This window comes from Cereibacter changlensis JA139, assembly GCF_003034985.1.
Classification (GTDB): Bacteria; Pseudomonadota; Alphaproteobacteria; order Rhodobacterales; family Rhodobacteraceae; genus Cereibacter; species Cereibacter changlensis.
Window position 1 is genome coordinate 1 of record NZ_PZKG01000057.1, and the last position, 25,768, is coordinate 25,768.

Annotated in this window: 21 protein-coding genes and 1 pseudogene; 15 read left to right on the forward strand and 7 right to left on the reverse strand. The window is 68.0% G+C overall.

Annotated elements, in window-relative coordinates; genetic code table 11:
* Positions 1-56 precede the first annotated feature (56 nt).
* Positions 57-845 (forward strand): ABC transporter ATP-binding protein, encoded by a 789-nt coding sequence (locus C5F48_RS13085; RefSeq protein ID WP_107664353.1) that lies wholly within the window; start codon positions 57-59, stop codon positions 843-845.
* The gene (locus C5F48_RS13090) at positions 845-1,609 is read left to right on the forward strand and encodes an ABC transporter permease (RefSeq protein WP_107664354.1); all 765 of its coding nucleotides are present in this window, start codon (positions 845-847) and stop codon (positions 1,607-1,609) included. Before C5F48_RS13085 ends, C5F48_RS13090 begins: the two co-directional genes overlap by 1 nt.
* 92 nt (positions 1,610-1,701) lie before the next feature.
* On the opposite strand, the gene C5F48_RS13095 is transcribed toward C5F48_RS13090, so the two are convergent.
* The 3 genes from C5F48_RS13095 to C5F48_RS13105 are packed head-to-tail and all read right to left on the reverse strand — an operon-like array spanning position 1,702 to position 4,815.
* Positions 1,702-2,961 (reverse strand): ABC transporter permease, encoded by a 1,260-nt coding sequence (locus C5F48_RS13095; protein ID WP_107664355.1) that lies wholly within the window; start codon positions 2,959-2,961, stop codon positions 1,702-1,704.
* Positions 2,958-3,764, reverse strand: coding sequence for a taurine ABC transporter ATP-binding protein (locus C5F48_RS13100; protein WP_107664356.1), 807 nt, complete (start codon positions 3,762-3,764; stop codon positions 2,958-2,960). Before C5F48_RS13100 ends, C5F48_RS13095 begins: the two co-directional genes overlap by 4 nt.
* 52 nt (positions 3,765-3,816) lie before the next feature.
* A complete protein-coding gene (locus C5F48_RS13105; RefSeq protein ID WP_107664357.1) occupies positions 3,817-4,815 on the reverse strand; it encodes a taurine ABC transporter substrate-binding protein in 999 nt (332 codons plus the stop codon).
* Positions 4,816-5,098: 283 nt separating this feature from the next.
* Between C5F48_RS13105 and C5F48_RS13110 the strand changes: the two genes are divergently transcribed.
* The 10 genes from C5F48_RS13110 (at position 5,099) to purU (ending at position 18,870) form a co-directional block, all read left to right on the forward strand.
* Entirely contained in the window at positions 5,099-6,478 is a 1,380-nt protein-coding gene (locus tag C5F48_RS13110) for an aminotransferase family protein (protein ID WP_107664358.1), read from the forward strand.
* Between the two features lie 132 nt (positions 6,479-6,610).
* The gene (locus tag C5F48_RS13115; RefSeq protein ID WP_107664359.1) at positions 6,611-8,197 is read left to right on the forward strand and encodes a methyl-accepting chemotaxis protein; all 1,587 of its coding nucleotides are present in this window, start codon (positions 6,611-6,613) and stop codon (positions 8,195-8,197) included.
* A gap of 71 nt (positions 8,198-8,268) precedes the next feature.
* Positions 8,269-9,744, forward strand: coding sequence for a MocR-like pyridoxine biosynthesis transcription factor PdxR (gene pdxR, locus C5F48_RS13120; RefSeq protein ID WP_107664360.1), 1,476 nt, complete (start codon positions 8,269-8,271; stop codon positions 9,742-9,744).
* Positions 9,745-9,807: 63 nt separating this feature from the next.
* A complete protein-coding gene (gene xsc / locus C5F48_RS13125; protein WP_107664361.1) occupies positions 9,808-11,583 on the forward strand; it encodes a sulfoacetaldehyde acetyltransferase in 1,776 nt (591 codons plus the stop codon).
* Complete coding sequence (locus C5F48_RS13130) at positions 11,583-12,323, forward strand: sulfite exporter TauE/SafE family protein (protein ID WP_107664373.1); 741 nt, start codon at positions 11,583-11,585, stop codon at positions 12,321-12,323. The genes xsc and C5F48_RS13130 overlap by 1 nt, the downstream gene beginning before the upstream one ends.
* A gap of 9 nt (positions 12,324-12,332) precedes the next feature.
* The gene (locus C5F48_RS13135; RefSeq protein WP_107664362.1) at positions 12,333-13,475 is read left to right on the forward strand and encodes an acetate/propionate family kinase; all 1,143 of its coding nucleotides are present in this window, start codon (positions 12,333-12,335) and stop codon (positions 13,473-13,475) included.
* Positions 13,472-16,231, forward strand: coding sequence for a molybdopterin oxidoreductase family protein (locus C5F48_RS13140; RefSeq protein ID WP_107664363.1), 2,760 nt, complete (start codon positions 13,472-13,474; stop codon positions 16,229-16,231). The genes C5F48_RS13135 and C5F48_RS13140 overlap by 4 nt, the downstream gene beginning before the upstream one ends.
* A complete protein-coding gene (locus C5F48_RS13145) occupies positions 16,228-16,965 on the forward strand; it encodes a 4Fe-4S dicluster domain-containing protein (protein ID WP_107664364.1) in 738 nt (245 codons plus the stop codon). The genes C5F48_RS13140 and C5F48_RS13145 overlap by 4 nt, the downstream gene beginning before the upstream one ends.
* Positions 16,966-17,832: a dimethyl sulfoxide reductase anchor subunit family protein gene (locus C5F48_RS13150; RefSeq protein WP_107664365.1), complete on the forward strand. Its 867-nt coding sequence runs from the start codon at positions 16,966-16,968 to the stop codon at positions 17,830-17,832.
* A 153-nt stretch (positions 17,833-17,985) separates the two neighbouring features.
* On the forward strand, positions 17,986-18,870 hold the full coding sequence (gene purU, locus C5F48_RS13155) for a formyltetrahydrofolate deformylase (RefSeq protein ID WP_107664366.1): 885 nt from the start codon (positions 17,986-17,988) through the stop codon (positions 18,868-18,870).
* Here purU and C5F48_RS13160 read toward each other — a convergent pair whose 3' ends face one another.
* The gene (locus C5F48_RS13160; protein ID WP_107664367.1) at positions 18,871-20,499 is read right to left on the reverse strand and encodes an MFS transporter; all 1,629 of its coding nucleotides are present in this window, start codon (positions 20,497-20,499) and stop codon (positions 18,871-18,873) included. It abuts the gene before it with no gap.
* Between the two features lie 147 nt (positions 20,500-20,646).
* Here C5F48_RS13160 and C5F48_RS13165 point away from each other — a divergent pair, with 147 nt between their 5' ends.
* On the forward strand, positions 20,647-21,699 hold the full coding sequence (locus C5F48_RS13165) for a DNA topoisomerase IB (RefSeq protein ID WP_245941232.1): 1,053 nt from the start codon (positions 20,647-20,649) through the stop codon (positions 21,697-21,699).
* Here the strand turns inward: C5F48_RS13165 and C5F48_RS13170 are convergent.
* Positions 21,696-21,884 (reverse strand): annotated as a pseudogene (locus C5F48_RS13170) (DUF3008 family protein). The gene C5F48_RS13165 and the pseudogene C5F48_RS13170 overlap by 4 nt on opposite strands.
* Before the next feature lie 215 nt (positions 21,885-22,099).
* Between C5F48_RS13170 and C5F48_RS13175 the strand changes: the two are divergent.
* A complete protein-coding gene (locus tag C5F48_RS13175) occupies positions 22,100-22,621 on the forward strand; it encodes a DUF4142 domain-containing protein (protein ID WP_107664369.1) in 522 nt (173 codons plus the stop codon).
* A gap of 69 nt (positions 22,622-22,690) precedes the next feature.
* On the forward strand, positions 22,691-23,839 hold the full coding sequence (locus C5F48_RS13180; protein ID WP_170139543.1) for a sensor histidine kinase: 1,149 nt from the start codon (positions 22,691-22,693) through the stop codon (positions 23,837-23,839).
* Between the two features lie 16 nt (positions 23,840-23,855).
* Here C5F48_RS13180 and otsA read toward each other — a convergent pair whose 3' ends face one another.
* Both otsA and otsB read right to left on the reverse strand, forming a co-directional pair.
* Positions 23,856-25,253, reverse strand: coding sequence for an alpha,alpha-trehalose-phosphate synthase (UDP-forming) (gene otsA, locus C5F48_RS13185; RefSeq protein WP_107664371.1), 1,398 nt, complete (start codon positions 25,251-25,253; stop codon positions 23,856-23,858).
* Positions 25,250-25,768, reverse strand: a 519-nt coding sequence (gene otsB / locus C5F48_RS13190; protein WP_107664372.1) for a trehalose-phosphatase, incomplete at its 5' end; no start/stop codon positions are given. The genes otsB and otsA, both read right to left, overlap by 4 nt.

Consider the following 25,768-nt stretch of genomic DNA (forward strand, 5'->3'; position numbering starts at 1 on the left):
TGTACTGACCGGAGGGGGCGCCCGCGCGGCGCCCTTTCCCGAACGCCGGGGCCAGCATGACCAATCTCATCGACATCAAGGGCGTGAGCCACGCCTACCAGACCCGCATGGGCCCCTTGCCGGTGCTGGACGGGCTGAGCCTTTCCGTGCCCGAAGGCGAGTTCTGCGCCGTGGTCGGCCCCTCGGGCTGTGGCAAGTCCACGCTGACGCGGCTGATCTCGGGGCTGATGACACCCGACAGGGGCGAGGTCTGGCTGCATGGCGAGAAGGTCACCAGCCCGCGCAAGACGGTGGGCATGGCCTTCCAGAACCCGGTGCTGCTGGAGTGGCGCAGCATCCTCGAGAACGTCATCCTGCCCCTGGAGATCGTCGCCCCCAGGATGTCCCGCAAGGACCGGGTGGAGCGGGCGATGCAGTTGCTGGAGATGGTGGGCCTCAAGGGCTTCGACGCCAAGCGGCCCTCGCAGCTGTCGGGCGGGATGCGGCAGCGCGCCTCGCTCTGCCGCGCCATCGTCCACAAGCCCGATGTGCTGATCATGGACGAGCCTTTCGGCGCGCTCGACAACTTCACCCGCGAGGACCTGTGGCAGACCATGCGCGACCTGCGCGCAGCCGAGCCCTTCACCTGCGTCCTCATCACCCATGACCTGCGCGAGAGCGTCTTTCTCGGCGATCAGGTCATCGTGCTGTCGGGCCGCCCGGCGCATACGCAATTCGTACTCGACGTCGACCTGCCCGCAGATCGGAAGATCGACATCCTCTACACGCCGAAGGCCACCGAGATGCTGCATGTGCTGCGCGACCAGATCCGCATCGCCCAGGGCCGCGACGGGGAGCTGCACTGATGGATCTCGCGCGCAAGATCGCCGTCCCGGTCGCCGCGGTGCTGGTCTTCCTCGGCCTGTGGGAGTTCCTCGTCTGGGTCAACGGCTGGCCGAACTACAAGATGGCCTCGCCCTCCGACCTGCCGCCCGCCTATGCGCGCTACTGGGGGCTGTTCCTGACGATGGGATGGCAGACGCTGTGGCGCACCGTGCTGGGGCTTCTGCTGGCGGTCATCTTCGGCACCTTCCTCGGCATGGTGATGGGCTTCTCGCGGCTGGCGCGCGACGCACTCTATCCGCTGCTCGTGGGCTTCAACGCGGTGCCCAAGGCGACGCTGGTGCCGGTCATCGCGCTGCTCTTCATCGGCCAGCACGATTTCAACACGGTGCTGATGGCCTTCCTGATCTCCTTCTTCCCGATCGCCGTCTCGGTCGGCATCGGCCTGTCGACGCTGGAGCCGGAATACCGCGACATCCTGCGCTCGCTCGGCGCCTCGCGCTTCACCATCTTCCAGAAGATCGCCCTGCCGAAGACCCTGCCGGAGTTCTTCGGCGCGCTGAAGGTCTCGGTCACGCTGGCCTTCATCGGCACCAATCTGGTGGAGATCGTCTCGCCCCATGGCCGCGGCCTCGGCGCGCTGTTCAAGTCGGGCGAGACCAACGGGGATTACCCGCTGATGTTCGCCGTGCTGATCGCCTTGGCCTTCCTCGGCATCCTGCTCTATTACGCCGTGGTCGCGCTGGAGCGGATCTTCGCGGGCTGGGCGGAGCGGCCGCAGGGCTGAGGGGAGCGCGATTTTCGCAGAAAATCGGCCCCCCGCGCCCGCTGATTTTCTGCGAAAATCAGCCCCCCGTGTCCCCTGATTTTCTGCGAAAATCAGCCCCGGCCCTTCCACGGCACCAGCGCCTTCTCGGCCATGCGCATCAGCGTGTCGATGCCGTAGCCGATCACCCCGATCAGGATGATCCCCATCACCACGATGTCGGTGAGCTGGAATTTCGAGGCGGCGATGATCATCATCCCGGCGCCCTTCTGCGCCGCCACCAGTTCGGCGGCCACCACCGTGCCCCAGCAGACCCCCATCGCCACCCGCGCGCCCGTGAAGATGTCGGGCAACGAATTGGGGATGATGACATGGCGCAGGATCTGGGTCTTCGAGGCGCCGAGCGAATAGGCCGCGTGGATCTTCGAGATCCGCACACCCGAGACGCCGGAGCGCGCGGCGATGGTCATGATCCAGAGCGCGGCGAGGAAGAGGAGCACGATCTTGCCGCTCTCCCAGATGCCGAACCAGATGATCACCAAGGGGATCAGCGCCAGCGGCGGCACCGGGCGCATGAACTCGACGATCGGGTCGAACCAGCCGCGGAACCAGCCCGAGAGGCCCATGGCATAACCCAGAGGGATGCCCACCAGCGATCCCAGCGCGAAGCCCGCGAGCACCCGCATCAGCGAGGCCCCGAGGTGTTCCCAGAGCGAGATATTCTGGTAGCCGTCGCGGGCGATCTCGAAGAAGCGGGCGACGACGGTTTCCGGCGCGGGCAGCCAGATCGGCTCCATCTGCAGGCCCTTGGACGGCTCGATGTTCAGCGAGCCCTTCGAGGTCAGCAGCACCCGGCCCTGCGCCACCTCCACCGACTGATCGGGCCCGACCGGCTGGCCGTCGATGGCGACGATGCGGTAGCCCTCCTGGCCACTGTCCTGGTCGTTGTCGGCCGGCCGGATCAGCACCGAGCGCCAGGCGGCGACCACCGCGCTGTCGTCGCGGGCGAAGCCCTCGCCCGGCGCCACCTCCGGCGCCGCGGGCTTGTCGCCGCGATAGGCGCGGACGGTGACGGTGGCGTCGTCGCGCTGCCCGGCGGCGTTCTCCGCCGTGTAGGTGAAGCTCATGTCGCCGAGGAAGGGCCCCGGCACATGCAGCGGCACGATGCGCGACCCGGTGAAGGCGCCCCAGATCAGGAAGATCGCCAGCACCGAGATCACCGATGCGGTCCGGTCGGGGCGGATGGCGCTCTCGTCGCCGAAGGTCACCGTCTTGCGGCTGGTCAGGTCGTTGCGCGCCCCGCGGCGGCGCAGCAGCCGGACGACGAGGAAGGAAGCGACGAAGAGCGCTACGTAGAAGCCGAGGACGATCATGCGCGGCGCTCCTTCCGACCCATGATTTCCTCTTCCATGCCCCAGATCATCGTCAGGATCTCCTCCCTTGTCTGGGCGAAGCCTTCGGATTTCTTCACGTCGCGCAGATCGGCGTTCACCCCGCGCTCGGCGAAGGGCAAGCGATATTCCTTGAAGATCCGCCCCGGACGCGGCGCCATCACCACCAGACGCTCGCCCAGCAGCAGCGCCTCCTCGACGGAATGGGTGATGAGCACCACGGTCTTGCCGGTCTCCTTCCAGAGCTTCAGCACCAGGCCCTGCATCTTCTCCCGCGTCAACGCGTCGAGCGCGCCCAAGGGTTCATCCATCAGGATCACGTCGGGGTCGTTGGCCAGGCAGCGCGCCAGCGCCACGCGCTGCTGCATGCCGCCGGACAGTTCATAGACCGCCTTGTCCTTGAAATCCTGCAGGCCCACGGTCTCCAAGAGGTGATCGGTGATCCGGTCGCGCTCGGCCTTGGCCATGCCCTTCATCCGCGGGCCGAAATCGACGTTGCGCCGCACGCTCATCCATTCGAACAGCGCGCCCTGCTGGAACACCATGCCGCGCTCGGCGGCGGGTCCGGTGACGGTGTGGCCGTTCATCGTCACCCGACCCTCGCTGGGGGCGAGGAATCCGGCGAGGATGTTCAGCAGCGTGGTCTTGCCGCAGCCCGAGGGGCCCAGCACCGACATCAGCTCACCCGGCTTCAGCGCCAGCGAGACATTCTTCAGCGCCTGCACATGCTGGCCATTGGGCAGGTCGAAACGCATCGAGAGGTTTTCGACGGTCAGTCCGGTCATATCGGGATTTTCCTGGGTGGGGGCGGCGGGACAGCGCCCGCCGCCCGTTGCCTCACATGCCCTTGGCGGCTTCCAGCGGGGCGGTGTTCACCACGCCCTCGTAGCTGTCGAGCGCCGCCGGGATGCTGCCCGCGGTCACGAAGACCTCGGCCACGCCCTTCATGAACTCCTGACTGCCGCCGCCGAGCCATTTCGCCGAAAGCTGCTCGTCGATGCTCGGGAAGACGAAGGTGCCGATGTCGCGCGTCGCCGTCTCGACATCCATGCCGGCGTCCTTGGCGATGACCTCGATCATCTCGGCCTTCTTCGAGCCCTCGTTCCACATGGCATTGGCGTCCGCCGTCACCTTGACGAACTTCGCCGCCAGCTCCGGGTTCTCGGCGAGGAAGGCGGCGGGCGAGGTGGTCACGTCGAAGACCAGGATGCCCAGCTCCTCCTTCTCGGCGCCGGTCAGCAGCACATCGCCATGCTCCTTCATCCGGCCCAGCCCGCCACCGAAGCCGCAGGCCATGTCGACGGCGCCCTGCGCGATGGCGGCCGCACCATCCGGCGGGGCCATGTCGACGATCTGCAGCGTCGAGACATCGACGCCGAAATGCGCCATCTGCTTGAGGAAGCCGTAATGCGCCGCCGTGCCGATCGGCACCGCCACCCGCTTGCCGGCCAGCTCGCTGGCATTGTCCTTGGTGATTTCGAGATCGGTGCGCACCACGCAGTTGTCGTTGTCGGAATAGGAGACCGCCACGTCGATGATCTGCAGGTCCTGCCCCGCCGAGGTCGCCACCACGAAGGGCGGCACGCCCTGGCTGATGGCGAACTGCACATCGCCCGAGGCCATCGCGGCCGACATCGCCGTGCCGGTATCGAAGGCGCGCCAGTTCACCTTCACCCCCAGCGCCTCGTCATAGGCGCCGGTCACCTTGGCATATTCGAAGGGCATCGGCCATTCGAGGAAATAGGCCACGGTGATCTCTTCCTGCGCCATCGCCTGCGAGCCCGCCAGCATGGCGAGCCCGGCCACGGCGCCCTTCAGAGCCTTATGTCCGGTCATTCGTTACCTCCTTGTTGTGCTGCGCGGTCGATGCCGCGCGGTCTTTGCTTTTCCAGCAGCATCGCATCGCTCCGCCCAATAATGAAGCGTCGCCGGGCGGGAAGCCGCTGCCGTCCGCCAGTGTTCGCCGGCATAAACCCCGCACCAAAGCGAAACCGACGCTGGTCTTATCGCAGGCGCCGCTCTGGCCCTACGGCGGGGCGTTGCAATCAGGAAGGATTGGCCGTCTCATGCTGTCCACGCCGGAAATTCGGGCAGCACATCAATTCGAGAAGGACGGAGCATGGAAGGCTTGGCGCATAGCAACGATCTCAGCGAGGTCATCGAGGCTGACCGGGCCCATATGTGGCACCATCTCAGCCAGCACAAACAGTACGAATCCATCGACCCGCGCATCATCGTCGAGGGCAAGGGGATGCGGGTCTGGGACGCCACCGGCAAGGAGCATCTCGACGCGGTCTCGGGCGGCGTCTGGACGGTGAACGTCGGCTACGGCCGCGAGAGCATCGCCAACGCGGTGCGCGACCAGCTGATCAAGATGAACTACTTCGCCCATTCCGCGGGGTCGATCCCGGCCTCGATGTTCTCGAAGCGGCTGATCTCGAAGATGCCGGGGCTGAGCCGGGTCTATTATTCGAACTCCGGCTCCGAGGCGAACGAGAAGGTGTTCAAGATGGTGCGGCAGATCTCGCACCGGCACCATGGCGGCAGGAAGTCGAAGATCCTCTACCGCGAGCGCGACTATCACGGCACCACGATCACCGCGCTTTCCGCCGGCGGCCAGCCGCAGCGGGTGATGCAATACGGCCCGCTGACCCCGGGCTTCGTCGAGGTGCCGCATTGCCTCGAATACCGCAAGCAGTGGGATGTCGAGAATTACGGCGAGCGCGCGGCGGATGCGATCGAGGAGGTCATCCTGCGCGAGGGCCCCGACACGATCGGCGCGATCTGCCTCGAGCCGGTGACGGCGGGCGGCGGTGTCATCACCCCGCCGATCGGCTACTGGGAGCGGGTGCAGGAGATCTGCGCCAAGTACAACATCCTGATCCACATCGATGAAGTCGTCTGCGGCGTCGGGCGCACCGGGGTCTGGTTCGGTTACCAGAACTATGGGGTGAAACCGGATTTCGTCACCATGGCCAAGGGCGTCGCCTCGGGTTACGCGGCGATCTCCTGCACCGTCACCACCGAGGCGGTGTTCGACATGTTCAAGGACGACCCGAATGATCCGATGAGCTATTTCCGCGACATCTCCACTTTCGGCGGCTGCACCTCCGGCCCCGCCGCGGCGCTGGAGAACATGCGGATCATCGAGGACGAGGGGCTGCTGGACAACACGCTGACCATGGGCGCGCGGGTGATCGACAACCTCAAGGCCTTGCAGGACAAGCACAAGGTCATCGGCGACGTGCGCGGCAAGGGCCTGTTCTGCGGCGCCGAGCTGGTCTCGGACCGCGACACGAAGGAGCCGGCCGACGAGAAGCGCGTGGCGGCGGTCGTGGCCGACTGCATGCAGCAGGGCGTCATCATCGGCATGACCAACCGCAGCCTGCCAGGCTTCAACAACACGCTCTGCCTGTCGCCGGCGCTGATCTCCAAGGCCGATGACATCGACCAGATCACCGACGCCATCGACGGCGCGCTGACCCGCGTCTTCGGCTGACCTTGGCGTCTCCGGGGGGCAGGCGGCAGCGCCTGCCCCCTTTTCCGTCTGCTGCTAAGCCTTCCTTTACCGGCGGGCCCTAGTCTGCGCCGACCGGTTTGATGGAAAACCGCGGGGCTCGGGAGACGGTGAATGAGACTGACGATCAAGATCAAGCTGATGGCGACCTTCTTCGCCGTCTTTCTGCTGGCAGGCGTCGCCATGTTCGGGGCTATCCGGGCGCTGGAGCAGTCGAACGGCAAGATCGAGTTGCTGGTGCGGGACAAGTTCGAGAAGATCCTGCTGGAGGAACGCTTGGATTCAGAGCAGATCCGGACGCAGCTCATCGCCCGCAACTACCTGATGACCTCCGACCCGGCCCGGCGCACCGCCCTGCTGGAGCAGCGCGATAAGTCGAATGAGGTCGCGCGGAACAGCTTCGACAAACTGCTTCAGGACGCTGGCGCCGAGGACAAGGCGGATCTCGTCGAATATGAGCAGATCTGGCAGCAGACGACCGAGACCAACCAGAAAGCCTTCGATCTCGCGGCAACCGGCCAGTCGGCCGAGGCGCTCGAGATGCTGTCGGAGCCCGGGCATGTCGCCCGGGTGGAGCGCCGATTCTCCCTGCTCGACACGGTGCGCAAGCGCGGGCTGGAGGAGCTTCGTCTGGTCGAGGCCGAGGCGCGCGAGGATTACGCCGATTCGGTGCGGCTTCTGTTGACGATCATGGCGGTCGCGGCGCTGATCGGCATCGGCAGCGCGACCTGGATCATCCTGTCGATCTCTCGCGGGATGCAGCGCGCCCTTTCGCTGACCCGCAGCGTCGCCAACGGCGACCTCGGCGCGACCGCCGAGGTGCGCGGCAGCGACGAGATCGCCGAGCTTCTGGGCGCCTCCAACGCCATGGTGCTGAAGCTGCGCGAGGTCGTGGGCAAGGTCAGGCAGGCCGTCGACCGGGTCTCCAGCGGCAGCTCCAACGTCGCCTCCACCTCCGAACAGCTGTCGCAAGGGGCCAACGAACAGGCCTCCGCCACCGAGGAGGCCTCGGCCGCGGTGGAGCAGATGACGGCGAATATCCAGCAGAGCTCGGAGAATGCCGCGCAGACCGAGCGGATCGCGATGAAATCCGCCGACAGCGCCCGGGTCACCGGCCGCGCGGTGGACGAGGCGGTGACTGCGATGCACGCCATCGCCGGCAAGATCTCCATCGTGCAGGAGATCGCCCGCCAGACCGACCTGCTGGCGCTGAACGCGGCGGTCGAGGCGGCGCGGGCAGGCGACCATGGCAGGGGCTTCTCGGTCGTCGCCGCCGAGGTGCGCAAGCTGGCGGAGCGCAGCCAGACCGCGGCCGCCGAGATCGTCGCGCTCTCCTCCAGCACCGTGCAGGCCGCGACCAATGCCGGGACCGTGCTCGCCAGCCTGGTGCCAGACATCGAGGAGACGGCGAGCCTCGTCTCTGCCATCTCGGTCTCGTCGCGCGAACTGGCGACGGGGGCGGCGCAGGTGAACGTGGCGATCCAGCAGCTCGACAGCGTGACCCAGCAAAACACCAGCGCCGCCGACGAGCTGTCCACCGGCGCCGGCGCGCTGTCGGGACAGGCAGATATCCTGCAGGAGTCGATCAGCTATTTCCGGCTCGGCCGCGAACAGGGGGGCGAGGCCCCGGCACTTGCGGCGGAGGAACAATCCTCCGGGCTGTTCGGCTGGATGCGCGGGCCGGCGATGGCGGCGGGCTGAGTTTCGGCTTGGTCTTCGGCGGCGGGGCCGGATAGGATAGGTCCAGCCCTGCCTCCAGCGATAAGGCCAGCATGTCGATCCCGGTCGAGAGTTTCTTCCTGAACCCCACGGCGGCGGGGACGTTGCAACAGCAGATCCGGCAGATGGTGGCCGAGGGCGTTCTCGCCGGGCGCTACCGCCCCGGCGACCGGATGCCCTCCAGCCGGGGGCTGGCGCAGCATCTGGGGATCAGCCGGATCACCGTGACTCTGGCCTATACCGATCTGGTCAGCTCCGACTATCTGGTGGCGCGCGGCCGGTCTGGCTATTTCGTCTCCGACACCGCGCCGCGTCAGCCGGAGTTTCCGCCCCGCCGCAGAGGCACGGTCTGCGCGGTGGATTACGCGGCGCTCACCGGCAACCGTTTCTCCGGCCAGGAACGGCTGGCGAAACCGGAGGACTGGAGCAGCTATCGCTATCCCTTCATCTACGGCCAGGCGGATGTCTCGCTGTTCGACCATCGCAACTGGCGGCTCTGCGCGCTGCGGGCGCTCGGCAAGCGCGACTTCGAGGCGCTGACCAGCGACTATTACGAGCGCGACGACCCGCTGCTGATCGAGTACATCCTGCGCCACATCCTGCCGCGACGCGGCATCATCGCGGCGCCGGACGAGGTGCTGCTGACTCTCGGGGCGCAGAACGCGCTGTGGCTGACCGCGCAGCTGATGCTGAACCCGGAACGGCGCGCGGTGCTGGAAAATCCCTGCTACCCGGGGCTGCGGGCGGTGGTGCGCCAGACCGGCTGCGCGATGGTCTCGGTGGATGTCGATCAGGACGGCCTGCCGCCCGAGGCGCTGCCGGCGGCGGATGTGGTCTTCACCACCGCCAGCCATCACTGCCCGACCAATGCCACCATGCCGCTGGAACGGCGCCGCACCCTGCTGGAGGCCGCCTCGACCCGCAACTTCACCATCGTCGAGGATGATTACGAATTCGAGATGTCCTTCCTAAAGGCGGTCTCGCCCTCGTTGAAATCGCTCGATCGCGAGGGGCGGGTGATCTATGTCGGCTCCTTCTCCAAGTCGCTGTTTCCCGGATTGCGGCTGGGCTACATCGTGGCGCCGGCGCCCTTCATCCGCGAGGCGCGGGCGCTGAGGGCGACGGTGCTGCGGCATCCGCCCGGCCATATCCAGCGCACCGCGGCCTATTTCCTGTCGCTCGGTCATTACGACGCGCTGATCAACCGGACCCGCGCCGCCTACAAGCGCCGCCGCATCCTGATGGACGAGGCGATCCGCGAGCAGGGGCTGACCATCGCCGGGCAGGGCGGCTTCGGCGGCTCGAGCCTGTGGATGCGCGCGCCGGATCCGGTCGACACCGAGGATCTGGCGCTGCGCCTGCAGGCCAGGGGCGTGCTGATCGAGCCGGGGCGGCTGTTCTTCGACCCGGCCGCGGCGTCAAGGCGGCACTACCGGCTGGCCTTCTCCTCGATCCCCAACCCGCGCATCCCGGAGGGCATCGCGCTGATCGCCCGGGCCATAGCCGAGACTGGACTTACGCAGGCCTGATGTCTGGCCCTAACCGCGCGGCGGCCGCCGCGGCTAGGATGCGGCGGAACAAGGAGAACCGCCATGAAGATGACCACCGAAGAGGCTTTCGTGAAAGTGCTGCAGATGCATGGCATCGAGCATGCCTTCGGCATCATCGGCTCGGCGATGATGCCGATCTCGGACCTGTTTCCCAAGGCCGGGATCGCCTTCTGGGACTGCGCGCACGAGTGCAACGCCGGGATGATGGCCGATGGCTATACCCGCGCGACCGGCCGGATGAGCATGATGGTGGCGCAGAACGGCCCCGGCATCACCAATTTCGTGACGCCGGTGAAGACCGCCTACTGGAACCACACGCCGCTCTTGCTGGTCACGCCGCAGGCCGCCAACAAGACCATCGGCCAGGGCGGCTTCCAGGAAGTCGAGCAGATGGCGCTGTTCAAGGACATGGTCGCCTATCAGGAGGAGGTGCGCGACCCGAGTCGGATCGCCGAGGTGTTGAACCGGGTGATCCTGAAGGCCAAGCGAGCCAGCGCCCCGGCGCAGATCAACGTGCCGCGCGATTACTGGACCCAGGTGATCGACATCGAGCTGCCGAAGGTGGTGGAATTCGAGCGGCCCTCGGGCGGCGAGGAGGCGATCGCCCGGGCGGCGGAGCTGCTGTCGGGCGCCAGGTTCCCGGTGATCCTGAACGGCGCGGGCGTGGTGCTGGCGGGCGCGATTCCGGCCTCGATGGCGCTGGCCGAGCGGCTCGACGCGCCGGTCTGCTGCGGCTACCAGCACAATGACGCCTTCCCGGGCAGCCACCCGCTGTTCGCCGGGCCCTTGGGCTACAACGGGTCGAAGGCGGGGATGGAGCTGATCTCCAAGGCCGATGTGGTGCTGGCCTTGGGTACCCGGCTCAACCCCTTCTCGACGCTGCCCGGCTACGGCGTCGACTACTGGCCGAAGGAGGCCGCGATCATCCAGGTCGATCTGAACCCCGACCGGATCGGCCTGACCAAGCCGGTGACGGTGGGGATCGTCGGCGATGCGAAGAAGGTGGCCGAGGCCGTGCTGGCGCGGCTGTCCTCCGGGGCGGGCGACGCCGGGCGCGAGGATCGCAAGGCCATGATCGCGCAGACCAAATCCGTCTGGGCGCAGCAGCTCTCGTCCATGGATCACGAGGATGACGATCCGGGCACGACCTGGAACGAGCGGGCGCGCACCCGCGAGCCGGAGAAGATGAGCCCGCGCATGGCCTGGCGCGCGATCCAGCAGGCGCTGCCGAAGGAGGCGATCATCTCCTCCGACATCGGCAACAACTGCGCCATCGGCAACGCCTATCCGACCTTCGAGCAGGGCCGGAAATACCTGGCTCCGGGGCTGTTCGGGCCCTGCGGCTATGGCCTGCCCTCGATCATGGGCGCCAAGATCGGCCAGCCGGACATGCCGGTGGTGGGCTTTGCCGGCGACGGGGCCTTCGGCATATCGATGAACGAGATGACCGCCATCGGCCGCGAGGAATGGCCGGCGATCACCATGGTGATCTTCCGCAACTACCAGTGGGGCGCGGAAAAGCGCAACACGACGCTGTGGTACGAGGACAACTTCGTCGGCACCGAGCTGAACACCAAGGTCAGCTATGCCGCCATCGCCACCGCCTGCGGGCTGAAGGGCGTGCAGGTCAGTTCGATGCAGGATCTGACCGAGGCGCTGCATCGGGCGCTGGCCGATCAGAAGGCCGGGGTCACCACCTTCATCGAGGTGCTGCTGAACCAGGAGCTGGGCGAGCCCTTCCGCCGCGACGCGATGAAGAAGCCGGTCGCGGTGGCCGGGATCGACCCGTCCGACATGCGGCGGCAAGCCGGGGCGTGATGCCTTTCGACCTGTCGCCGGGAACGGCGCTGTTCCTGGCGGCGGCGATCCTGGCCGCCGCCTTCGTGCGCGGCTATTCCGGCTTCGGTTTCGCCGCGCTGGCGATCTCGGCGGCGGGGCTGGTGACCAACCCGGTGCTGGTGGTGCCGGTGGTGCTGCTCTGCGAGGGGCTGATCGCGCTGCAGCAGGCGCATGGCGTCCGCGGCCATATCGACTGGCGGCGGGTCGGCGCCCTCGCGGCGGGCGCCGCCATCGGGGTGCCGCTGGGGGTGCAGGTGCTGGCCAATGTCGGGGTGGACACGGCGCGGGCCTTCATCGCGCTCTACATCCTGGCGATATGCGCCGTGCTTCTGACCGGCTGGCGCTTTGTCCGGCCGGTGGGGGCCGCGCCGCATGTCGGGGTCGGGATCTTTTCCGGCATCGCCAACGGGGCGGCGGTCGGCGGGTTGCCGGTGGCGGCCTTCTTTGCGGCGCAGCCGATTTCGGCGGCGACGTTCCGGGCGACGCTGATCGCCTATTTCCTGCTGCTCGACCTCTGGTCGATGCCGCTGATGTGGCAGGCGGGGATGATTTCCGGCGACACGCTGCGGGCGCTGGTCTGGAGCCTGCCGCTGGCGATGCTGGGCAGCTGGCTCGGCGGGCGGCATTTCCTGCGGGCCGAACCGAAGGACTTCCGCCGCTTCGCCATCGGGCTGCTGGCGGTGCTGTCCTTGGCGGGGTTGGCGAAATCGGTGATCTGAGGGGGGCGGATGGGCGATCTTCTGGTGGTGAACGCGGGCTCGTCCTCGATCAAGCTGGTGCTGTTCCGGGATGGGGCGCCGATGCTCTCCGGCGCGGTGACCGAGATCGGAGGCGCGGCGGAACTGGTTCTCGGGCCGCTGCGGCGGTCCGTGCAGGCGGCGGACCATCTGGGCGCCATCGCGCTCTGCCTCGCGGCGCTGGAGGAGCTGGGCCATCCAGCCTCCGGCCTGCAGGCGGCGGCGCATCGGGTGGTGCATGGCGGGCGGCGGCTGGTCGCGCCCTGCCGGGTGACGCCCGAGATCGAGGCCGAGATCGCCGCCTGCATCCCGCTGGCCCCGCTGCACAACCCGCACAACCTCGCCGCCATCCGTGCCTTGCGCGCCGTGGCGCCGGATCTGCCGCAATTCGCCAGCTTCGACACCGCCTTTCACGCCAGCAACCCCGAGGAGGCGCTGCGCTATGCCCTGCCGCCGGGGCATGAGGAAATCCGGCGCTACGGCTTCCACGGCATCTCCTATGCCGGGCTGGTGGAGCAGCTGCCGGCGATCAGCGGCGCGCCGCTGCCCGAGCGGATCTTGGCGCTGCATCTGGGCAACGGCGCCTCGCTCTGCGCGATCCGGGGCGGGCAGTCGGTGGCGACGACCATGGGCTATTCGCCGCTCGACGGGCTGACCATGGGCACGCGCAGCGGCAGCATCGACGGCAATGCGGTGCTGCGGCTGGCCGAGCTGCATGGCATCGACGGGGCGGCGCGAATCCTCAACCGCGAGAGCGGGTTGCTGGGCCTCGGCGGCGCCTCGGACATGCGGGCGCTGCAGGCTGCGGGGACGGAGGCGGCGGAATTCGCCATCCGGCATTTCCGCTACTGGGTGCTGCGCCATGCCGGGTCGATGATCGCGGCGATGCAGGGGCTCGACGCGGTTGCCTTTACCGGCGGCATTGGTGAAAATGATATTCAACTTCGCCGGCAGATCCTCGAGGGGCTGAACTGGGCCGGGGTCGAGGTCGAGGTCGAGGGGGCCGGCCCGAGGGGCCCGCGGCTGCATGCCGAGGGGTCGCGCGTCGCTGCCTGGATCGTCCCGGCGCGCGAAGAGGCGCGCATCGCCGCCGAGGCCCGCCACATCCTGACAGAAGCCACGAGGACCGCATGATCCGCCAGCCCGTCTTCGATACCTCGCCGCCCGTCTCGGACGAGATCCGCAAGACCACCTGCTACATGTGCGCCTGCCGCTGCGGCATCAACGTGCACCTGACCTCCGGCAAGGTGAGCTACATCGAGGGCAACCGCGACCATCCGGTGAACAAGGGCGTGCTCTGCGCCAAGGGGGCCGCCGGGATCAAGCAGATCACCGCGCCCTCCCGCCTGCGCGCGCCGCTGCGCCGGGTCGGGCCGCGCGGCTCGGGGGCTTTCGAGGAGATCTCGTGGGACGAGGCGCTGGCGCTGGCGGTCTCCTGGATGAAGCCCTTGCGCGAGACGGCGCCCGAGAAGCTCGCCTTCTTCACCGGCCGCGACCAGAGCCAGAGCCTGACCGGCCTCTGGGCGCAGGCCTTCGGCACGCCGAACTACGCCGCGCATGGCGGCTTCTGCTCGGTCAACATGGCGGCGGCGGGGATCTACACCATCGGCGGCGCCTTCTGGGAGTTCGGCCAGCCCGACTGGGAGCGCACGAAGCTCTTCGTGATCTTCGGCGTGGCCGAGGACCATGACAGCAACCCGATCAAGATCGGTCTGGGCAAGCTGAAGGCGCGCGGGGCTCGGGTGATCGGGGTGAACCCGATCCGCACCGGCTACAACGCGGTGGCCGACGACTGGCTGGGCATCACCCCGGGGACGGATGGCCTGCTGATCCTGTCGCTGATCCATTGCCTGCTGGAAGCCGGGAAGGTCGATCTCGACTATCTGGCCAGGTTCACCAACGCCTCGCTTCTGGTGAACGCGACCGAGGGGCCGGAGAAGGGCCTGATCCTGAAGAATGCCGAGAGCCAGCCCTTCGTCATCGACCGCCGCAGCGACCAGCCCGCGCCTTGGGACGCGAAGGGAGTGCAGCCCGATCTGGGCGCGGTCTGGCAGGGGCACCGGACGGTGTTCCAGCAGATGGCCGAGACCTATCTTGCGCCGCAGCATGCCCCCGAGGCGGTGGCCGACCGCGTCGGCATCCCGGCGCCGCGCATCCGCGCCCTGGCGGCGGATCTGGCGCGGGTGGCCTTTGACGAGGCGATCGAGATCGCGCAGCCCTGGACCGATTTCCGCGGCGACCGGCACGAGACCATGATCGGCCGCCCGGTCAGCTTTCACGCGATGCGCGGCATCTCGGCCCATTCCAACGGCTTCCAGACCGCGCGGGCGCTGCACCTGCTGCAGATCCTGCTCGGCACGGTGGAAACGCCCGGCGGCTACCGGCTGAAGCCGCCCTATCCCAAGCCGGTGGAGGCGCATCCGACGCCGCATTTCGTCTCCGTTCCGGGCAAGCCGCTTTCCGGCCCGCATCTGGGCTATCCGCGTGGCCCGGAACAGCTGGCGCTGCTGCCCGACGGCAGCCCCGCGCGGATCGACAAGGCGTTTTCCTGGGAAAACCCGCTCTCGGCGCATGGGATGATGCATATGGTCATCCCCAACGCCCATGCCGGCGATCCCTACCGGATCGACACGCTGTTTCTCTACATGGCGAACATGGCGTGGAATTCCTCGATGAACACCGCCGCCGTGATGGAGATGCTGACGGAGGAGAAGGACGGGGAATATGTGATCCCGCGGATCATCTATTCCGACGCCTATGCCTCGGAGATGGTGGCCTATGCCGATCTGATCCTGCCCGACACCACCTATCTGGAGCGGCACGACTGCATCAGCCTCCTGGACCGCCCGATTTCCGAACCGGGGGCGGCGGGCGATGCGATCCGCTGGCCGGTGGTGGAGCCGGACCGCGACGTGCGCGGCTTCCAGTCGGTGCTGATCGATTTGGGCGCGCGGCTGGGCCTGCCGGGGTTCGTCACGCCCGAGGGCACGCCGCTCTATGCCGATTACGCCGATTACCTCGTCAGCCATCAGCGCAGGCCGGGGGTCGGGCCGCTGATGGGCTTTCGCGGCAATGGCAGCGAGGTGGGGCGCGGCGCGCCCAACCCGGGGCAGATCGACGCCTATATCGCCAACGGTGGATTTTTTCAGGCGCATGTGCCGGAGGAGGCCGCCTTCTACAAGCCGTGGAACGCCGCCTATCAGGACTGGGCGGTGGAGACCGGCTTCTACGACACGCCGCAGCCCTATCTCTTCTCGATCTACAGCGAGCCGCTGCGCCGCTTCCAGCTTGCCGCCGAGGGGCACGGCTTCCCGCAGCCACCCGACCGGCTGCGCGCCCGCATCAAGGAGACCATGTCGCCGCTGCCGCTCTGGTATGCGCCGCTCGGCGATGTCGAGGGCTATCCGCTGCATGCGCTGACCCAGCGGCCGATGGCGATGTATCACTCCTGGGGCTCGCAGAACGCCTGGCTGCGGCAGATCCACGGCAAGAACGCGCTCTACGTGCCGACGAAGGTCTGGGTGGAAAACGGTTTCACCGAAGGCGACTGGGCGCGGGTGACCTCGCCCAACGGCAGCATCGTGGTGCCCGTCGCGCATATGGCGGCGCTGAACGAGAACACCGTCTGGACCTGGAACGCCATCGGCAAGCGCAAGGGAGCCTGGGCGCTCGACGCCGACGCGCCCGAGGCGACCGAGGGCTTCCTGCTCAACCACCTGATCTCGGAACTGCTGCCCGAGAAGGGCGACGGCCAGCGCTGGTCGAATTCCGACCCGATCACCGGGCAGGCGGCGTGGTTCGACCTGCGGGTGCGGATCGAGAAGGTGGCCCGGCACGAGGCCTCGCTGCCGCAATTCGGCGTGCTCGGCTCGCCTCTGGAGACGACATGACCCAATTGCCCGCCACCACCGACAAAAAGCTGGGTCTGGTGATCGACCTCGACACCTGCGTCGGCTGCCATGCCTGCGTCACCGCCTGCAAGGGCTGGAACGATCAGGGCTATGGCGCGGCGCTGACCGATCAGGATCCCTATGGCGCGGAGCCTTCGGGGGTCTTCCTGAACCGGGTGCATTCCTACGAGGTGCAGCCCGAGGCCGGTCCGGCGCAGATCGTCAACTTCCCGCGCTCCTGCCTGCATTGCGAGGATGCGCCCTGCGTCACCGTCTGCCCGACCGGCGCCAGCTACAAGCGCCAGGAGGACGGCATCGTGCTGGTGAACGAGGACGCCTGCATCGGCTGCGGCCTCTGCGCCTGGGCCTGCCCCTATGGCGCGCGCGAGATGGAGGAGACGGCGGGGGTGATGAAGAAATGCACCCTCTGCGTCGACCGGATCTACAACGAGAACCTGCCCGAGATCGACCGCCAGCCCGCCTGCGTCCGCACCTGCCCGACCGGCGCGCGGCATTTCGGCGATCTGGGCGACCCGGACAGCAAGGTGAGCCGTCTGGTGGCGGAGCGCGGCGGCTTTGAGCTGATGCCCGAGCAAGGCACCAAGCCGGTGAACCGCTACCTGCCGCCGCGCAAGAAGGACCGTCCGCAGGAGGCCTCGCTGCTGGCGCCGCTGCTGGACATCAAGGCGACCGGCTTTGCCGGCTGGCTCGACAAGCTCTTGGAGCGGATCTGAATGCACCCCGCTCCCTCCGTCATCGTCTTCACCGTGCTATCGGGGCTCGGCTTCGGCTTCCTCGCCCTTCTCGGTCTGGGCATCGCCGACCCAAAGGGCTGGCCCGCCTTCTGGCTCTGGGGCCTTGGCTATGCGCTGGCAGCCGGCGGGCTGACCGCCTCCACCGCGCACTTAGGCAACCCGCAGCGCGCGCTGCTGGCCTTCACCCAATGGCGCACCAGCTGGCTGTCGCGCGAGGCCTGGACCTCGGTCGCGGCGCTGCTGCTGCTGGCCCCCTGCGCCTTGGGCGACTGGCTGGGCTTCGACGTGCCGCTGCTCGGCCTCCTCGGCGCCGCGCTTTCGGCGCTGACGATCTTCTGCACCTCGATGCTCTACGCCCAGTTGAAGACCGTGCCGCGCTGGAACCATTTTTCGGTGCCTCTGACCTACGGCCTCTTCTCGCTCACCGGCGGCGCGATCCTCGCCGGGACCGGCTGGTTCGCCCTGCTCTGCTGCCTCGCCCTCGGCATCGCCCTCGTCTGGGGCTTCCGCGCCGGCGACCTGCGTTTCGCCGCCTGCGGCTCCACCTTGAGCACCGCCACCGGACTCGGCAGCATCGGCAGCCCCCGGGTTTTCGAGCAGCCGCATACCGGCGGCAACTACCTGATGCGCGAGATGATCCATGTCGTCGGCCGCAAGCATGCGCAGAAGCTGCGGGTCATCGCGGTGCTCTTCGCCGCCGTGCTGCCCGCGCCGCTCACGCTCTGGCCCTCGCCGCTGACCATCGGCCTCGCGGTGCTGCTGCATCTGACCGGCGCCTTCGTGCAGCGCTGGCTGTTCTTCGCCGAGGCCGAGCATGTCGTCGGCCTCTACTACGGCAAACGCTGATCGCCAGCGGCAATTCGCGCCCTGTCGCTGGGCGCGAAGGCCCGACACTCTGGCCAATGTCTGAAATCGCCATCTGACCGTCGCTTTGTGATGTGCCGCAGGGCCTCCGGCACTATAGCCGGAACCCATGCCCTTTGCTTTCCGAGGAACCTCATGCCGCAGTTCGTCCTGACCGTCACCTGCCTCTCCCGCCGCGGGATCGTCGCGGCCATCGCCACCTATCTGGCGGAGAACGGCTGCAACATCACCGACTCGGCGCAGTTCGACGATCTGGAGACCGGCAACTTCTTCATGCGCGTCGGCTTCCGCCCCGAGACGGGGACGACGCTGGAGGCTCTGACCGAAGGCTTCGCCGCCATCGCCACGCCCTTCGACATGGAATGGCAGATGTTCGACCAGGCGCAGAAGATAAAGGTCCTGCTGATGGTGTCGAACTTCGGCCACTGCCTGAACGACCTGCTCTACCGCTGGCGGATCGGCGCGCTGCCGATCGACATCGTCGGCGTGGTGTCCAACCACATGACCTACCAGAAGGTCGTGGTGAACCATGACATCCCCTTCCACCACATCCGCGTCACCAAGGAGAACAAGCCCGAGGCCGAGGCCCGGCTGCTGTCGCTGGTCGAGGAGAGCGGGACGGAACTGGTGGTGCTGGCGCGCTACATGCAGGTGCTGTCGGATGCCTTCTGCCAGAAGATGTCGGGGCGGATCATCAACATCCACCACTCCTTCCTGCCGTCCTTCAAGGGCGCCAACCCCTACAAGCAGGCCTATCAGCGCGGGGTGAAGCTGATCGGGGCGACGGCGCATTACGTCACCGCCGATCTGGACGAGGGCCCGATCATCGAGCAGGACACCGTCCGCATCACCCATGCGCAGAGCCCGGACGATTACGTCAGCCTTGGCCGCGACGTCGAGGCGGGGGTGCTGTCGCGCGCGATCCACGCGCATATCCACCACCGCGTCTTCCTGAACGGCAACAAGACCGTGGTCTTCCCGGCAAGCCCCGGCGGTCATGCGTCGGAGCGGATGGGCTGATCACGGAATGTCGGGATGGGGCTTTAGCGGCATGTCGTCGAACAGCGGCACCGTCTGACGCTCGATCATCCGGTGCACCCGGGGCTTCTCCGGCCCCCGGTGCAGCGCCATCAGCCGGTCGGTGACCTCGGCATCCGCCTTGGTCCGCCGCTCGTGGTGGCGCAGATACTCGGCCCAGGTCGCGACGTGATAGCTTTCGACCCAGATGTCGGGCTGCTCCAGATCGCGCAGCAGCGCCCATTGCCGGGCGCCGTCGCGGATGCGGATGCGGCGGCGGTCGGCCATGGTGGCGAGGAAGGCCGGGATGTTCTCCTGCGGGATGACGTAATCCACCATGACCTGAATGGGTCCGCTGCGGGCGCGCAGGTCGAGGCGCAGCGTCGGCTCGTTGAAGCGGTTCAGCGGGTCGAGGTTGGCGGTGCCGAAGGCGGGCAGCGCCAGCTTCAGCCCCGCCAAGGCGCCCAGCAGCAGCACCGCCGCCGACAAGAGCAGCGCCTCGCGCGGGCCGGAGACCTCGGCGACCTGGCCCCAGAGGAAGCTGCCGCCCGCCATGCCGCCGAAGGTCGCGGTCTGGTACAGCGACAGCGCCCGGCCGACGACCCAGCGCGGCGTCGACAGCTGCACCGAGACGTTGAACAGGGACAGCGCCAGCACCCATGAGGCCCCGGCGGGCAGCAGCACCGCGGCGCTGAGCCAGAGCGTCGGGCTGACGGCCAGCCCGGTGACGGCGAGCGCGAAGAGGCTGAAGGCCCCGCGCACGATCCATTCGTTGGAGAAGCGCTCGCGCAGCCGGGGGCTCCCCAGCGCGCCGCCGATGGCGCCGACCCCGAAGGCGCCGAGCAGCACGCCATAGGCGAGCGCCCCGCCGCCCAGCAGGTCGCGGGCGATCAGCGGCAGCAGCGCCAGCACCGAGACCGCGGCGAGGCCGAAGAGGAAGCCGCGGAACATCACCTTCAGCAGCACCGGCGACATGGCGACATAGCGCAGCCCGGCGCCGATGGCGCTGCCGAAGGCCTCGCGCGGCAGGCGGCGCGGCGCGACCTCGGGCTTCCAGCGGGCCAGCGTCAGGATGAAGGGAATGTAGCTCAGCGCGTTCAGCGTGAAGGCCGCCGCCGCCCCGGCGGCGGCAACGATCAAGCCGCCGAGCGCCGGGCCGACGCTGCGCATCAGGTTGAAGCCCATGCTGTTCAGCGCCACCGCCGAAGGCAGGTCGTCGCGCGGGACGATGTCGCCCATCGAGGCCTGCCACGACGGGTTGTAGAGCGCGACGCCGAGCCCGATCAGGAAGGTGAAGCCCAAAAGCAGCCATGGCGTCAGCAGCCCGGCATAGGCGCAGAAGGCGAGCGCGGCCGAGACCAGCAGCATGAAGCCCTGCGCCACCAGCATGATCTTGCGCCGGTCGAGGTTGTCGGCCAGCGCGCCGGAGGGCAGCGAGAACAGCATGATCGGCAGCGTGTTCGAGGCCTGCACCAGGGCGATCAGGCCGGGCGAGTCGGTCAGCGTGGTCATCATCCAACCCGCGCCTACCGCCTGCACCAGACCGCCGAAGTTCGAGACCAGCGTCGCGAGCCAGAGATAGCGGAAGGTCTTGTGCCGGAACGGCGCCGTCGGAGAGATACGCTGCGGCACGTTTGAAAAACCTTTCGCCTCTTGCCGGTGCTTCCGGGATAGGCCGCTTCGATGCCGGAGACAAGCAGGGCCGTAACCTGGGGAGCAACGCCCGGGAACCCCGCCGCGTTCCGCAGGTTGATGCGGCAATCCGGGGGAGGGACAGGCGTGAAGGACAACGGACCCGAGGTGCTGGTCACGCTCGACGATGGCAGCGCGGCGCTGGTGCCGGAGGGGCTGATCTACGTCAGCGACGCCGATCCGGGGATCAGCCGGCGGCGGTGCGGCAAGGGTTTCGTCTATCGCGGCCCGGATGGCAGGCTGCTCGACAAGGGGGAGCGCCAGCGCATCCTGAAGCTGGGGATCCCGCCCGCCTATGAGCGGGTCTGGATCTGCCGGCTGGAGAACGGCCATCTGCAGGCGACCGGCTTCGACGCGCGGGGGCGCAAGCAGTACCGCTATCATCCCCATTGGGGCAGCTGGCGGTCGGAGGCGAAGTATTCGCAGCTGGCGCCCTTCGGCGCGGCCTTGGGTCGGCTACGGCGGCGGGTGGCGCGGGACCTGCATGCCGAGGCGGGGGAGCTGGACTTCAGCCTCGCCGCTCTGACCATGCTGATCGACCGGACCTACCTGAGGGTCGGCACCTCGGCCTATGCTTCGGAGAACAAGACCTTCGGGGCCACGACGCTCCTGTCGCGGCACATGAAGCTGACCGAGGGTGAGGTGCGGCTGAGCTTCCGGGCCAAGGGCGGCAAGAAGGTGCAGCATACCCTGCGGGACAAGCGGCTGCACCGGATCCTGCAGGAGATCGGGGACCTGCCGGGGCGCAACCTCTTCACCTATGTCACCGAGGAGGGCGAGGTGCGGAAGGTGGCCTCGCATCACGTCAACGCCTATCTCGCCGAGGCGACCGGGGTGCCGGAGGCGACGGCGAAGACCTTCCGGACCTGGGGCGGGTCGCTCGCGGCCTTCGGGGCGGCGCGGGCGGCGGAGGGGAAGCTGACGGCGAAGATGATGGCGGAGGCGGCGGCGGAGCGGTTGATGAACACGCCGACGATCAGCAAGGCCTCCTACATCCACCCCCGCATCCTGTCGCTGGCCGAGCTTTCGCCCGATGCGCGGCAGGAGGCGCTGGAACTGGTGGAGCCGGTCGGCGATCACGAGCTGAAGGCGGAGGAGCGGCGGATGCTGGGCTTTCTTTCGGCCGAGCCGCGGGCCTAGTCCTTCGACTTGTGTTCGGGCTTGCCCTTGCGGCTGGTCGAGGCGAGCTCGTCCAGCTCCTTTTCTGTCATGGATTTCTCCATGCTTTTCGAGGCGCCCTTCAGGTCGCTCTTCTTCATGTCGCCGCGCTTGGCCGAGAGCGCGGCTCCGGCGGCTTTCTGCTGGGCCTAGGATTTTGCGGGCATGGCTTGGCCTTCCGTTTCACGCGTGAAAATCAGGGCAAGCTGTTGATCGGATTGAAGGTTCTGGTGGGCGTCAACCTGCCGTTAACCTCTTGCCCGCCCTTTGGCCTGCCGTCCTGAAAACCGCCGCGGCGCGCGAATGTTCCTCGGGCGGCCTGCCCCGCGGCGGAACTTAGGGGGGAGGCAACGGTTGATCCCCGTCAGACCTAGGAGGACCCATGAAACTCGTGACCCTGGCGCTGGGCCTTGGCTTGGCGCTCGCCCCCGTCGCCCAGACCGCGGTCGCGCAGCTGCGCGAGACGCCGCTGGTCATCGTCGATGACCCGCAGGTGTTCTCGGACATGGCGCTGTCTTCCGCGATGTATGGCATCATCTCCAGCGAGATCGCGCTGGAGCGGTCGCAGGATGCCGAGGTCCGCGCCTTCGCCGAGACCATGGTGGCGGAGAAGACCGAGGCGACCGCGCAGCTGATCGAGGCGGCGAAGGCCGACAAGGTGACGCCGGCGGCGGGCATGTCGCCGCGGCATCTGGCGGATGTGGACACGCTGAAGAAGAGCAGCGCCGAGGATTTCGACGACAGCTATCTCAGCGCGCAGGGCCGCGCGCATGACGAGGCGGTGACGCTTTTCCAGGGCTTCGCCGCCGAGGGCCAGCCCGGCGCGCTGCGCGACTTCGCAGCCGAGGCGGTGGAGGGGCTGGCGCAGCATCAGGCCGACCTGCGCGGCCTGTCCGCAAACTGATCTGCCTGAAACCGAGCTGCAGAACGACCTGTCCTGCGCCGCACGGACCGGATGATGAAGGAGTCTTCCATGCACGACGAAATCCGGAAACTGAAACGGCAGACCGCGGCGCTGGCCTCGTTCGGCACCCAGTCGCTGCGCACCCATGATCTGGACCGGCTGCTGACCGAGGCTTGCGAGACCGTGGCCACGTCGCTTGATGCCGAACTGGTGAAGGTGCTGGAACTGCTGCCGGATGGCGAGCGGATGCTGGTGCGCTCTGGCGTCGGCTGGAATCCCGGCGTCGTCGGCCGCGAGATCTTCGGCGCGCATGAGCTGTCGCCGAGCGGCTACGCGATGCAGATGGACAAGCCGGTGATCTCGGGCGATGTGGGCGAGGAGCTGCGCTTCGAGATCCCGGCCTTCATGCGCGAGCATCACGTGCGCAGCATGGTGAATGTGGTGATCCACGGCGAGCATCGCGCCTGGGGCGTGCTGGAGGTGGATGCCCGCGCGCCGCATGCTTTCGACGACGATGACGCGGTCTTCCTGCAGAACTACGCCAACCTGCTGGCGGCGGCGATCGACCGGCTGGAAACCGAGGCGGCGCTGAACCGGGCGGTGGAGCGCAGCGAGTTGCTGTTGGGCGAATTGCAGCATCGGGTGCGCAACCTGCTTCTGAACATCCGTTCGCTGGCGCGGCGCACCCGGCGGTCGAGCGGAACGCTGGATGATTTTTCCGAGGCCTTCGAGGCGCGGTTGCAGGCCTTGGGCCGGACCCAGGACATGCTGACCCGGGCCATGGATGGCACCATCGCGCTGGAGGAGGTGCTGCGGCAGGAGCTGCAGGCGCATGGCATGGATGATCCGGAGCGGACCCTGCTGCGCGGCCCGTGCATCGAGCTGACCGGCGGTGCGGCGCAGGCTCTGGCGCTCGCCTTCCACGAGCTGGCGACCAATGCCGGCAAATACGGCGCCTTCGCCCGGCCGGAGGGGCGGCTGAGCGTGACCTGGGAGATCACGGAAGAGCCCGAGCAAGTGGTGCTGCACTGGCGCGAGAGCGAGGTGGAGATGCCCGCCGAGCCGGAGCGGCGCGGCTTCGGGTCGGAGACCATCGAGAAGAGCATCGCCTATATGCTGGCCGGCGAGGCGCGGCTGAGCTTCAGCGGCGACGGGGCCGATTGCGAGATCCGCTTTCCGCTGAGCGGGCAGGGGCATGTCTCCGGGGGCCAGGGCTGAGGCCCCCGGGGGCGGTTCAGGTGGCCGCGTGGTGCAGCGGCGCCTCCGACAGGTCGTCGAGGAAGCTGCGGCACCAGTGGCCGACATCGTTTTTCAGCAGGTGATCCATCATCCGGCGCCAGCGGGCCATGCGCTCGTCCAGCGGCATCTCCAGCGCGCGGCCGATGGCGGCGGCGGTCTGATCGGTGTCGTAGGGGTTGATGAACACCGCGCCATCGAGCTCGCGCGCCGCCCCGGCGAAGCGCGACAGCACCAGGACGCCGGGATCCTCCGGGTCCTGCGAGGCGATGTATTCCTTGGCGACGAGGTTCATCCCGTCGCGCAGCGGCGTCACCAGACCGACCTTGGCCAGCCGGTAGAGCCCCGAGAGCACCGGGCGGGTCAGCGACTGGTTCACGTAGCGGATCGGCACCCAGTCGATCGTGCCATGCGCGCCGTTCACCCGGCCGCAATGCGCCTCGACCTGCGCCTGCATGTCGAGATATTCCTTCACGTCGGAGCGGGAATGCGGCGCGACCTGCAGGAGCGTCAGCTTGCCCGCCATCTCGGGGTTGCGGGTCAGGTAGCGCTCGAAAGCGTCGATCCGGTGCGAGATGCCCTTGGAATAGTCGAGCCGGTCGACGCCGATCATCAGCGCGCTGCCGTTCAGGCTCTGCTCCATCTCGCCGACCATCGAGGCCTCGCCGGCCTTTTCCGCCAGCCTCGCGAACTCGGCCGTCTCGATGCCGATCGGATAGGCGCCGGCGGCGAAGTCATGGCCGAAGGCATGAACGGTGTTCTTGTCGGTGCGGTCGCCCCATTTCTCGCGGCGCAGGCAGCCGACGAAATTGTCGAGATCGTAATCGGTCTGGAAGCCGGCGAGGTCGTATTCGGCCAGATCGCGCATGATGATCTCGTAGACCGGCAGGGCCGTCAGGATGTCGGCGGGCGGCCAGGGGATATGCAGGAAGAAGCCGATGCGGTTCTTCACCCCGCGCTTGCGCAGCTCGGCGGCGAGCGGGATCAGGTGGTAGTCATGCACCCAGATCACGTCGTCGGGCTCCAGCATCGGCACCAGACGCTCGGCGAACAGGCGGTTGACGCGGAAATAGCCGGCCATTTCCTGCCGCGCGTATTCGGCGAGGTCGAGGCGGCAGTGGAAGATCGGCCAGAGCACGCGGTTGGCGAAGCCGTTGTAATATTCGTCGAGGTCGGCCTGGGTGAGATCGGTCAGGACGTAGCTGATCTTGCCATGCTCGAGGGTGGTGAGGCCGGTCGGCTCCTCCTCGCCGGTGGTCTTGCCGGACCAGCCCATCCAGATGCCGCCGCTCTCGCGCAGCGCGGCATGGACGGCGACGGCGAGGCCGCCTGGGGGAGGGTTGCCGTTCTCGTCGGGAAGCGGGACGCGGTTGGAGACGACGACGAGGCGGCTCATGCGCCAAGCTCCGCGATCAGGGCGCGCAGGGCGGCGGGCGAGGCGATGCGGGCGGTGGCGACCGTGGGGGCCTCGGTCTCGCAGACGCGGATCGAGAGGCCGTCGCGGGCATTGACCACCTTGAACATCTCCTCGTCGGTCACGTCGTCGCCGATGGCGATGGCGCGACGGCCCTTGAACGGTTGCTCGGACATGAAGGCCTTTAGCGCCGAGCCCTTGTCGGCATTGGCGGGGCGCAGCTCGATCACCATCTTGCCGTGCTGCAGGGTCCAGCCCTGGCCCATGACCTTCTGCGCCATGGCCATCATGTCGCGCACCGCCTGCTCGCGCTCGGGCGCCTGACGGAAATGCAGGGCGACGGCGGGGCCCTTGTCTTCCAGCACCACGCCGGACATCTGTGCGGTGCGGCGGGCCAGATCGTTGCGCACTGCGACCAGCGCAGGGGCCACGGCGGCGCGCTCCAGATCGCCGGCGGCGCGGCGGCGCTCGACGCCATGCAGGCCGGCGGCGGGGAA